Below are 10867 nucleotides of genomic sequence, written 5' to 3'. Positions count from 1 at the left end.
GGTGGTGTGGGAGGACGGCGGGGGTAATCCCGCCTCCTACCCGATCCCGTAACACCAATTGGCACACCTTTACGGTCCGACGGCCCGGTCTTTTCAGCGACGGCTATTAGTGATTCACTGGAGGATATCCAGAACAGACCGACGAAGTGACCCGCGTGTCCCAGCCACCGTCTCCCGATAGCGCCGATTTCCCACTGCAGCTACCCGCCTCTGCCGACGAGCTGGAGCGACTGGAACCGGCGCAACTGGTGCAGCAGATCGGCTATCTGCGGGATCTGCTGCTGGATGTGGATTGCGGTGTCTGGGAATGGCATCCCCGCAGTGGTCGCCAGAGGGCCCTGGGGGCCGTCTGGAATTTTCTCGGCGAGGAGCCGGATGCGGTACTGAGCGGCCTCTGGAGCGGTGAGGAGCTCGCCCTGGTGCACTCCGACGACCGCGACAAACTCCGGGCCCTGCGCCGGCGCATCGCCTCGCGGGGCGGCGCCATAGACGTCACCTTCCGCGCCTATAACGGCTCCGGGCACTTGTACTGGATGCGGCTCTGGGCTCGCGCTTTCAGTTTCGACGGCGGCGACGGGCCGGGTTTCGTCATCGGCGGCTGCGCCGACTACACCGATGCCCTGTCGGTGCGCTATCTCTCCAATCTTCCCGGCGAACGGCCCCTGCAGGCGCTGGCAGGTGTCGGCGACGGCCTCTGGGAGTGGGATCTGCGCGCGGCCGAGGTGGTGCTGGACCGGGCCTGCTGGGCAATGCTGGGCTACGAACACAGCCAGGTAGAAGCGGACGCGCGCACGGCCCTGTCTCACTGGAAAAAACGCATGCTGCCGGAGGACTATCCGCGCGCGGAACAGGCGGTGCAGGACCATGTCAGGGAGCAGGTGCCGCTGGATGTGGAATTCCGGCTCTGGCACCGGGACGGCGGTATCGTCTGGGTGCGCTGCCGCGGCCAGGTGCAGCGGAACAGCGACGGAGAGCCGGTGCGGGTGATGGGGGTGTTGCAGGACATCACCGGCAACCGCGAGGCGCTGATGCGGGCGGAGCGGGAGTTGCGGCAGCAGCGCCAGGAGAACGCCAACCGGGCGGATCTGCTGTTCAGTCTCAGCCACGAGTTGCGCACGCCGCTGAACGCCATTCTCGGCTACAGCCAGATGGTGGAGCTGGACCAGTCCCTCAACCCCGACCAGCGCCAGCGCCTGGGGGAGATCCGCCGCGCCGGCCAGCACCTGCTGCACCTGGTGGGCGACGTGCTGGAACTGGCGCGTATCGATAGCCACCGCCTGGCACCGTCCATGGAGCCGATGCAGCCGGCGGCGCTGGTGGCCGATTGCAAACGCCTGCTGGAACCCCTGGCAGAAACCCGCCGCGTCAGCCTGATTTTCGAGCCGCTGGGCTGGGAGTCTGCCTATATCTGTGCCGACCCGGTGCGTTTCAAACAGGTGGTGCTCAATCTCGCCGGCAATGCGGTCAAGTACAACCGCGAGAACGGCCGCGTGGTGATCAACTTTGCGCCGCAGACTGAGGGCTGGCTGCGCCTGAGCATACTGGATACCGGCAGTGGCATCCCCGAGGAGAAGCAGGCGGAAGTGTTCGAGCCTTTCAACCGCCTGGGTGCCGAGAAGGGGCAGATAGAGGGCACCGGGGTCGGACTGGCCATTGCCAGGCGGTTGACGGAGGCCATGGGCGGGCGTATCGATTTCGAGAGTCACGAGGACCAGGGCTCCATTTTCTGGATCGAGTTTCCCCTGATCGATGCGCCGGTCGAAGTCATGCAGCTCCAGTCGCAGCCGCAGGTCGATGTGGATCCTCCTGCCGGGCGCCTGTTACTGGTGGATAGCAATCCCGCGGGGTTCAACCGTCTCAATGCCATGTTGTCGGGTTATTCCCAGGTTCGGCTGCAGACCGCGGCGGATGCGGTGGAGGCGATTTTTGCGGCGCGCACGCAGCGGCCGGATATCGTGCTGTTCCAGACATCGATGCCGGGTATGTCGGCGGCGGACATGGCGGGTATCCTCAAGGGCGATCCGCTCACAGAGAATATCCACTTCGTCGCCATCGGTGAATACAGCGGGGAGGAGTGCGACGCGGCGCTGCCATCGGGTTTTGAACTGATACAGCTGTGTCAGGTGATGGAGAAATGTCTTGTCCCGACGATGGAAGCTGATTGATAAACCCCGCCAATAAAATTAATAAGTTTCAGCCAATGCGTGTCAGGTCGTCTACACTGGGTCGCGGCATAACAAAATAAACGACGCAAATTTCTGGATTCAGGCAGTACTCACGGAACGATACCTATAAAACCGAGGAAGTGGATGTCTGTTTTACTCCCGGATAACCGCCCCCTGCGGCGGCCATTCCGACAAGATCCCCGGGTTTCCGCCCTGCAGCTGTCGGTGTTGAGCGCCTTTTTTGTGGTGGTGTGCAAAAAGTATCTCGGCCCGGAAGGCGGTGCCGCGGCCATCTGGTTTGCGGATGCCATCGCCATCGCCTATCTCTATCGTTCACCCCTGCGCGACTGGCCGCTACTGATCGCTGCGGCACTGTTCGGCAGTGTGGTCGGCGGTGTCGCCACCGGCCTGGCTGTCGGTGTGTCGGCGATCTACACCCTGGTGGCTCTGGCGGAAATTCTGCTGGCCGCGACCCTGTTGCGGCGTTTCTGCCCGGAGGAAAACCACTTTGACGCCTTGCGATACTGGCTGCGCTTTATCTTCTTTTCCGCCCTGGCGCCGCCCCTGGTCGGTGCCGGGATCGGCGCCGCGGTGGCCGCATACAGGACCGGCCTTCCCTATGCATCGCTGGTTCTGCCCTGGTACCTGGCGGATGCCATCGGCATCCTGGTACTGCTGCCGCTGGCGTTGCACTGTCGAACCGGGGGCTTGCGCGCGGCCCTGAAGCCCGCGCCGCTGGCCCGTTTCCTGGTGGTAGCAACGGTTGCCATCGGGCTGGTGTTTTTCCTTCTGGAAGTGGCGCTGTTGCCGTTTGTGTTCATCTCCCTGCCGCTGATCTGGGCCGCCGCCCGCCTGCCGGTATTCCAGACCCTACTGCTGGTATTTGTCACCGTCTCGGTGCTGGCGCTCAGGTATGTGGGGATCGAGACGCATGCCAATCCCGCGTTGACGTCGGGAGTCCTGCAGTCCCGGGATGCCTTCCTGGTACTGTCGGTTTTTGTCGCCGCCGTTCCCGCCTATGCGATGGCGGTGTATACCAATATCGAGCGCAACCGCAACGCGCGCATCGTGGAAGTGGAGAGCAGCTTCCGTGCGGCGGTGGAAAATTCCCGTATCGGTATGCTGCTGGTGTCGCTGGAGGGGCGCATACTGCAGGCCAATCGCAGTTTTTGCGAGTTTCTGCAATATACCGCCGAGGAGCTGGAAGGGCGCTCCATATTCGATATTACCTGTCGGGAGGATGACGAGGACAGCCGGGCCCTATGGCGCGACTATATCGCCGGGCAGCGGGATGCGCCGCGGTTGGAAAAACGCTATCGGCGACGGGACGGTGCAGTGGTATGGGGCCACCTGAGCTGCTGTCTCGCCCGCGGTGTCAGCGGCCAGCCGATCTACTCGGTCGCACAGGTGGAGGATATCGACTGGCGCAAGCGCAGCGAAGCGGACCTGATGGAGGCCAAGGAGCGCCTGCAGGTGACCCTGTCCTCCATCGCCGATGCCGTCATTACCACCGATGTGGAGCGGCGTATCAATTTTATGAACCCGGTTGCGGAACAGATGACCGGCGTCGCTTTTGCAGAGGCGCGGGGGCGGCCGATCGAGTCGGTTTTCCGCATCACTCGGGGGTGGAACGGCGAACGGCTGGATAACTCGGTAGCCGAGAGCCTGCAGCGGCGGGAGACGGTTTACGGTTCCGAGGGGGCGGCGCTGCACAGCCGCGACGGGCGCGTCTACGATATAAAAAACTCGGTTTCGCCCCTGAAGACCGGGAACGGTGAGCTGCTCGGTGCAGTCGCGGTCTTCCAGGATGTCAGCGAGTCCCGACAGTTGATCCAGCAGTTGAGTTACAGGGCCTCCCACGACGACCTGACCGGCCTGCCGAATCGCGACGCATTCAAGCGCGAGCTGATCGATGCGATTGACAGTGTGCGCGGCAGTGAGGATTGCCACGCGTTCGCTTTCGTCGACCTGGACCGGTTCAAAATCGTCAACGACAGCGCCGGGCACCTGGCCGGCGACGCACTGTTGAAGAAAATCAGCAAATACTTGTGCGGCCTGTTGCGTTCCTCCGACAGTGTGGCGCGCCTCGGCGGCGACGAGTTCGGTCTGCTGTTCCGCCACTGCAACAGGGAGCAGGCAAAACTGCGCTGCAACCACTTGATCCGACAGGTTGTTGCACTGCGCTTTTCCTGGGGTGATCGGGTCTACGATGTGGGGGCCAGCATCGGCATTACCGAGGTCAACCGCTACAATGACCAGCTCGGCGACCTGCTGAGCCAGGCTGATGTGGCCTGTTATTCCGCCAAACACGAGAGCCGCGGCACGGTGATGATCTACGACATGGAGCGGAGCGCGGCCGCCGATCAGCACCGGGAAATCATCATGGCCTCCGCCATCCGCGAGGCGCTCGACGAGCGCCGGCTGACACTCTGTGCCCAGCCGATCGCAGCCACCGGCAATGCCGCCAGTATCAGCCATTACGAGGTGCTGGTGCGGATGGTGGACGATTACGGCGGCCTGATCCTGCCGGCGGCATTCATCCCGGCGGCGGAGCGCTACGGCCTGATGCAGCAGATCGATCGCTGGGTGGCGGACGAAGTGCTGGTGCAGCGTGCCGCGGAGATCGCCCGGGCCGGCCTGCATTTTTCGCTGAATATTTCTGCCGATGCGCTGGGCGACGCGGACTTCCAGGCGCACCTGATCCGGGTGCTGGAGACCACGCCGATTCCACTGTCCCGGGTGGGGTTCGAAATCACCGAAACCGCGATGGTCAGCCAGATGGAAAATGCCAGCCACTTCGTGGCCACCCTGCGGAAGATGGGCTGCAGCGTGGCACTGGACGATTTCGGCAACGGCCTCAGTTCATTCAATTACCTGAAGGCTTTCTCCATCGATTTTATCAAGATCGATGGCAGCTTTGTGCGGCAGGTGGAATCGAACTTCGTCGATACGATCATCGTCGAGTCCATCCACCAGGTGGCGCGTCGGCTGGGGGCGCGGACCATTGCGGAATACGTGGAGGACGCGCCCACCGAGGCCAGGTTGCGCAGTATCGGCGTGGATCTGGTGCAGGGCTACCATATCGGCCGGCCCCAACCGCTGGAGGCCCTGCTGTCGGAAGAGGGGGAAACGAGGGAACTGGCGGCAGCTGCCAGCGATTCGTAACCCCCCGAAATTACCGCACCGACCCCAGATGCCTGCCGACAACCTGCAGCAGCGGCTTGAACGCCTTGGGGGTGGCACAGACCAGGTGGCCGCAATCCAGGTAGTCGTCGCCGCCGCGGAAATCGCTGATCAGGCCGCCGGCCTCTTTCACCAACAGCGAACCGGCGGCAATATCCCAGCTGTTCAGGTACATCTCCCAGAAACCGTCGAAGCGGCCCGCGGCCACATAGGCCAGGTCCAGGGCCGCGGCACCCGGGCGGCGGATACCGGCAGTCTGGCCGGCGATCTCCTTCAGGGCCGCCAGATAGGGATCGATGTGTTCCAGTGCCGGGCCGCTGAACGGAATGCCGGTGCCTATCAGCCCGCCGCGCAGGTGCTGGCGACCGGAAACGCGGATGCGGCGGCCGTTCAAGGCCGCGCCGCGGCCGCGGCTGGCGGTGAATTCCTCCCGCTTGATCGGGTCCAGTACCACCGCGTGCTCGATGCGGCCGCGGTAGCGGCAGGCGATGGAGACGGCGAACTGGGGAATACCGTGGATAAAGTTGGTAGTGCCGTCCAGCGGATCGATGATCCACTCGTAGTCCGGCTCGGCGCCCTCGGTGACGCCGCTCTCTTCGGCGAGGATGCTGTGTTTGGGGTAGGCCTTGCGCAGGTGATAGATGATCTCCTGTTCGCTGGCCCTGTCCACTTCGGTGACGAAATCGTTGCGGCCTTTTTCCTCGAATTTGGTCAGGTCGCTGCGCTCCCAGGCCCGTTCAATCAGTTCTCCGGCCTTGCGCGCCGCGCGCAGGGCAATATTCAGCATGGGTTCCATAACAATTCCGCACTGTGTGGTTGGGGCGAGTTCCGGGGGCGGGCAGCCGGTGCGGGGGGCGCCTTTCTGGGACTGTCTGCGAGAGGGACCTCGCAGACAAGCCTACAGGGACGTATTTACGGCGTGTCCCAGAAAGGTGCCCCCCGCACCGGCTCGTGCCATCAATCGCCAGCGCCTTGAATCCCGAAACTCGAGTTGATCAGAAGTCGTAAAAAACGGGAGCCGCGATCTGCCGCTCCGGGCCGGCCGCGCCGGCTGTGGCGGGCGATTGTAGGGATTCCCGCGCAGTTTTGCTACACTCGCGCGCCGCTAACCACCGATTCAACCCTATCAGTATGGCCAATTCCACTCCCGACCTTTCGCCCCTCGACAATGTGCGTGCGGTGCTCGTCAACACGGCCCATCCCGGCAATATCGGCGGCGCCGCCCGCGCGCTGAAGAATATGGGCCTCAGCCAGCTCTACCTGGTGGCGCCGCGGGAATTCCCGGCGGCCAATGCCATCTGGCGCGCCGCCGGCGCCGCGGACCTGCTGGATCGGGTGGTGGTGGTGGACACACTGGAAGAGGCGGTGGCGGACTGCGGCCTGGTGGTCGCTACCAGCGCCCGCGAACGCCGCATTCCCTGGCCGCTGCTGACGCCGCGGGAGTGCGCCGCGAAGAGCGTGACCGAGGCGCCGAGCCACCCGGTGGCGCTGGTGTTCGGTCGCGAGGACCGCGGCCTCACCAACGAGGAGCTGCAGGCCTGCAACTACCACGTGCATATCCCGGCCAATCCGGACTACAGCTCCCTGAACCTGGCCACTGCGGTGCAGGTGCTGGCCTATGAAGTGCGCGTGGCCGCGCTGGAGGCCGAAAAGGGCACTGAACTCAGCTACGCGGACTGGGACAGGCCGCCGGTCAAGGCCGGCGATATGGAGCTCTATTACGAACACCTGCAACTGGCGCTGGGGGAACTGGGCTTTATCGATCCGGACAACCCCCGCCAGACCATGACCCGCCTGCGCCGGCTGTTCAGCCGCGTGCGCCCGGACGATATGGAGCTGGGAATACTGCGGGGCTGGCTGACGGCGACCCAGAACTATATCTACAGGACGGGCGGCAAGGGGCGGCCCGGGGGAGTGAATGATGAATGATGAAACGCGGCCGGGCATTGGGGTTGGGAGGAACTCCCGGGCCGCGACTTGGCTGGCCTGCCGCGGATGACGGTCGTGGCGGAGAGATCGTCACACGGCACCGACTACCCCGCGTATTCATCATTCATAAAATACCTGACTGCTTTACCCGGTTATATACTTGACTGAGATGCTGGGTTATTACATACTCCCGTCCATCGAAAAAGGGCTATAGCTCAGTCGGGAGCTGATATGCGTTTGACAACCAAAGGTCGCTACGCGGTCACGGCAATGCTGGATCTGGCACTGCACGCCGATCGCGGCCCTATCAGCCTGGCGGACATATCCAAGCGCCAGGGGATCTCCCTGTCCTACCTGGAACAGCTTTTCTCCCGCCTGCGGCAGTCCGGCCTGGTTTCCAGCGTGCGTGGCCCCGGCGGCGGCTACCGCCTGGCGCGCACCGGCGGCGACATTTTTGTGGCGCAGATCGTCGATGCGGTCAATGAGTCCGTGGATGCCACCAACTGCGGCGGCAATGCGGACTGTGCCGGCGGCGAACAGTGCCTGACGCACTATCTCTGGTCCGACCTGAGCGACCAGATACACAGCTTCCTCAACGGTATCAGTCTCGCCGACCTGGTGGCGCGGGCCGAGGTGCAGGAAGTGGCGCGGCGCCAGGATCTGCGCGAGGCGCCGGAAGAGAAAGTGGCGGTCATCGGCGGCTTGCAGTAAGGTGCGCGCCTCCGGATCGCCGGCCGGCGGACCGCCGGTTCCATCGGAATTCAGCAAGTACAGCACTCGAGTTAACAGATCAGTGCGCGGAGAGATAAGTATGAAGCTTCCCATCTACCTGGACTATTCGGCTACCTGCCCGGTGGACCCTCGCGTCGCCAGCAAAATGGCGGAGCAGATGACCATGGAGGGCAACTTCGGCAACCCTGCGTCCCGCTCCCACCTGTATGGCTGGAAAGCGGAAGAGGCGGTCGAGGATGCGCGTCGCCAGGTGGCCGAGCTGGTCAATGCCGACCCGCGCGAAATCGTCTGGACCAGCGGTGCCACCGAGTCCGACAACCTGGCGATCAAGGGCGCCGCCCACTTCTACCAGGGGCGCGGCAAGCACATCATCACCTCCAAGATCGAACACAAGGCCGTTCTGGATGCCTGCCGCCAACTGGAGCGCGAGGGTTTCGAAGTCACCTACCTGAACCCGCGCGAAGACGGCATCGTCTACCCGGAACAGGTTGAGGAAGCGCTGCGCGAGGACACCGTGCTGGTGAGCCTGATGCACGTCAACAACGAGATCGGCGTGATCAACGATATCGCCGCCATCGGCGAGATCTGCCGTGCGAAGAAGGTCATTTTCCACGTGGACGCCGCCCAGAGCGCCGGCAAGCTGCCGATCGACCTGGCGGAAATGAAAGTCGACCTGATGTCTTTCTCCGGCCACAAGGTTTACGGCCCCAAAGGGGTCGGCGCCCTCTATGTACGCCGCAAGCCGCGGGTACGTATCGAGGCGCAGGTCCACGGTGGCGGCCACGAGCGCGGCATGCGCTCCGGCACCCTGCCGACCCACCAGATCGTGGGTATGGGCGAGGCCTTCCGTATTGCCAGGGAGGAAATGGCCTCGGAGAACGAGCGCCTGCTGATGCTGCGCAACCGCTTCTGGGACCAGATCAAGGATATGGAAGAGGTCCATATCAACGGTTCCGTCGAGCAGCGCGTGGTCGGCAACCTGAATGTGAGCTTTGCCTTCGTGGAGGGCGAGAGCCTGATCATGTCGCTCAAGGACCTGGCGATTTCCTCCGGTTCCGCCTGTACCTCCGCGAGCCTCGAGCCCAGCTATGTGCTGCGTGCCCTGGGTGTCAACGACGAGATGGCCCACAGCTCCCTGCGCTTCAGTTTCGGCCGTTTTACCACCGAGAGCGACGTGGATACCGCTGCATCGGAAGTGCGCAAGGCAGTGGAGAAACTTCGCGAACTGTCGCCCCTCTGGGATATGTACAAAGACGGTATTGACCTGAATAGTATTGAATGGGCGGCCCACTAAAAGTGGCCGCAAAGCCGCAGGGCTTTGAGACCACTTTTGGAAATTGCAGAACTTTAGGAGATTAGAGTCATGGCCTACAGCGACAAAGTGATCGATCACTATGAACACCCCCGCAATGTTGGTCGCATGGACGACAAGTCGGACAATGTCGGTACCGGCATGGTCGGCGCGCCGGCCTGCGGCGACGTGATGCGCCTGCAGATTCAGGTGAACGACGACGGCCTTATCGAGGACGCCAAGTTCAAAACCTACGGCTGTGGTTCCGCCATCGCATCCAGCTCCCTGCTCACCGAGTGGGTCAAGGGCAAGAGTATCGACGAGGCGGAGCAGATCAAGAATACCGCCATCGCCGAGGAACTGGCGCTGCCGCCAGTGAAAATTCACTGCTCGGTACTGGCCGAGGACGCCATCAAGGCCGCCGTGAAAAGCATCCGCGACAAGCGCGGCCAGGCTGCCGACGATGTACAGGAGGCCGGCTGATCGCGAGCGGAAGCAGTAGGGGAACCGCTATGGCAATTACCATGACAGAGGCGGCCCGGGACCATATCCGGCGCCAGCTCGAAAAGCGCGGCAGTGGTATCGGTATCCGCGTCGGTGTCAGGACCGCCGGTTGTTCCGGCATGGCCTATGTGCTCGAGTTTGTCGACTCGGCGGAAGCCGAGGATCGGGTGTTCGAGCGGGACGACGTCAAACTGGTGGTCGACCCGAAGAGCCTGGCCTACCTGGATGGCACACAACTGGATTTCGTCAAGGAGGGGCTGAATGAAGGTTTTGCCTTCTCCAACCCCAACGTGAAAAACGAATGCGGCTGTGGCGAAAGCTTTCACGTGTAATTTCTCCGCCGCCACGACGAGGCCGGGTGCGTCGCGCACGCCGGCCTTTTTAGTATTTTCGGGACCCGGGTCCCGATAGATTAGCGCCCCTCTCCCCGGGACAAATCCGCCGGGAGCGGATTTGGACGCCGAAGGCGCCGCGAAGCGGCGAGCACCAGGGAAGGTGTGAGTCAGTGGGGCCGGGGAAAAAGAGCGTATTCAATGGCACAGAACCAGACCCATTTCGAAATATTCGGTCTCGAGCCCGGTTTCGAGGTCGATCGCAAGGCCCTGGCCGAGCGCTACCGCGAACTGCAGCGGGAATTCCACCCGGACAAGTACGCCTCGAAATCCGATCGCGAGCAACTGCTCGCCATGCAGTACGCGGCGCAGATCAACGAGGCCCACGGCACACTGCGCGATCCGGTGCGGCGCGCCGGCTACCTGCTCAAGCTTGCCGGCGTCGAGGTGAGCCCGGAGCGGACCACCTCCGACGCCGAATTCCTGATGCAACAGATGATGCTGCGCGAGCGTCTTGAAGAGGTGCGCGGCGAAGCGGACCCGGCCGCGGCCCTGGATGAATTGAGCGATGAGGTGCACGGCCTCTTCGCCTCGGAGCAGAAACATTTTGCCGCAGTCTTCGCCGACGGCGACCTCGACGCGGGCAAGGACTCCCTGCTCAAGCTGCAGTTCCTGGGCAAACTGCAGAAGCAGGTCGAAGAACTGGAAGAAGATCTCCTGGATTAAAGAGT

9 protein-coding genes are annotated in these 10867 nt (G+C 63.1%); 8 read left to right on the top strand and 1 reads right to left on the bottom strand.

The window, feature by feature from the left end; translation table 11 throughout:
• Nucleotides 1–155 precede the first annotated feature (155 nt).
• Together OQE62_RS02070 and OQE62_RS02065 are read left to right on the top strand one after the other, a co-directional pair.
• Nucleotides 156–2165, top strand: coding sequence for a hybrid sensor histidine kinase/response regulator (locus OQE62_RS02070; protein ID WP_265720320.1), 2010 nt, complete (start codon nucleotides 156–158; stop codon nucleotides 2163–2165).
• A 144-nt stretch (nucleotides 2166–2309) separates the two neighbouring features.
• Entirely contained in the window at nucleotides 2310–5330 is a 3021-nt protein-coding gene (locus OQE62_RS02065) for an EAL domain-containing protein (protein ID WP_265720319.1), read from the top strand.
• Between the two features lie 10 nt (nucleotides 5331–5340).
• Here the strand turns inward: OQE62_RS02065 and OQE62_RS02060 are convergent, their stop codons facing one another.
• Nucleotides 5341–6144, bottom strand: a complete 804-nt coding sequence (locus tag OQE62_RS02060) for an inositol monophosphatase family protein (RefSeq protein WP_265720318.1) — start codon at nucleotides 6142–6144, stop codon at nucleotides 5341–5343.
• A gap of 335 nt (nucleotides 6145–6479) precedes the next feature.
• On the opposite strand from OQE62_RS02060, the gene trmJ reads away from it, so the two are divergent.
• The 6 genes from trmJ (at nucleotide 6480) to hscB (ending at nucleotide 10862) form a co-directional block, all read left to right on the top strand.
• Nucleotides 6480–7277: a tRNA (cytosine(32)/uridine(32)-2'-O)-methyltransferase TrmJ gene (gene trmJ / locus OQE62_RS02055; protein WP_265720317.1), complete on the top strand. Its 798-nt coding sequence runs from the start codon at nucleotides 6480–6482 to the stop codon at nucleotides 7275–7277.
• A gap of 231 nt (nucleotides 7278–7508) precedes the next feature.
• Nucleotides 7509–7988, top strand: a complete 480-nt coding sequence (gene iscR / locus OQE62_RS02050) for a Fe-S cluster assembly transcriptional regulator IscR (RefSeq protein WP_265720316.1) — start codon at nucleotides 7509–7511, stop codon at nucleotides 7986–7988.
• 100 nt (nucleotides 7989–8088) lie between these two features.
• Nucleotides 8089–9303, top strand: a complete 1215-nt coding sequence (locus OQE62_RS02045; protein WP_265720315.1) for an IscS subfamily cysteine desulfurase — start codon at nucleotides 8089–8091, stop codon at nucleotides 9301–9303.
• Between the two features lie 69 nt (nucleotides 9304–9372).
• Nucleotides 9373–9783, top strand: a complete 411-nt coding sequence (gene iscU, locus OQE62_RS02040) for a Fe-S cluster assembly scaffold IscU (protein WP_265720314.1) — start codon at nucleotides 9373–9375, stop codon at nucleotides 9781–9783.
• A gap of 29 nt (nucleotides 9784–9812) precedes the next feature.
• Nucleotides 9813–10136 (top strand): iron-sulfur cluster assembly protein IscA, encoded by a 324-nt coding sequence (gene iscA / locus OQE62_RS02035; protein ID WP_265720313.1) that lies wholly within the window; start codon nucleotides 9813–9815, stop codon nucleotides 10134–10136.
• A gap of 201 nt (nucleotides 10137–10337) precedes the next feature.
• Entirely contained in the window at nucleotides 10338–10862 is a 525-nt protein-coding gene (gene hscB / locus OQE62_RS02030) for a Fe-S protein assembly co-chaperone HscB (RefSeq protein WP_265720312.1), read from the top strand.
• Nucleotides 10863–10867: the final 5 nt, after the last annotated feature.

The organism is Microbulbifer halophilus, assembly GCF_026183675.1.
In the GTDB taxonomy this organism is placed as follows: Bacteria; Pseudomonadota; Gammaproteobacteria; order Pseudomonadales; family Cellvibrionaceae; genus Microbulbifer; species Microbulbifer halophilus.
Note: the sequence above shows the minus strand (reverse complement) of the source record. Positions and strands in the feature narration are given on the sequence as shown.

What these genes read in the sequence shown, in the direction of transcription:
- OQE62_RS02060 (WP_265720318.1), bottom strand. Translation starts at nt 6,144, where the DNA reads ATGGAACCCATGCTGAATATTGCCCTGCGCGCGGCGCGCAAGGCCGGA.
- OQE62_RS02045 (WP_265720315.1), top strand. Translation starts at nt 8,089, where the DNA reads ATGAAGCTTCCCATCTACCTGGACTATTCGGCTACCTGCCCGGTGGAC.
- iscR (WP_265720316.1), top strand. Translation starts at nt 7,509, where the DNA reads ATGCGTTTGACAACCAAAGGTCGCTACGCGGTCACGGCAATGCTGGAT.
- iscA (WP_265720313.1), top strand. Translation starts at nt 9,813, where the DNA reads ATGGCAATTACCATGACAGAGGCGGCCCGGGACCATATCCGGCGCCAG.
- iscU (WP_265720314.1), top strand. Translation starts at nt 9,373, where the DNA reads ATGGCCTACAGCGACAAAGTGATCGATCACTATGAACACCCCCGCAAT.
- trmJ (WP_265720317.1), top strand. Translation starts at nt 6,480, where the DNA reads ATGGCCAATTCCACTCCCGACCTTTCGCCCCTCGACAATGTGCGTGCG.
- OQE62_RS02065 (WP_265720319.1), top strand. Translation starts at nt 2,310, where the DNA reads ATGTCTGTTTTACTCCCGGATAACCGCCCCCTGCGGCGGCCATTCCGA.
- hscB (WP_265720312.1), top strand. Translation starts at nt 10,338, where the DNA reads ATGGCACAGAACCAGACCCATTTCGAAATATTCGGTCTCGAGCCCGGT.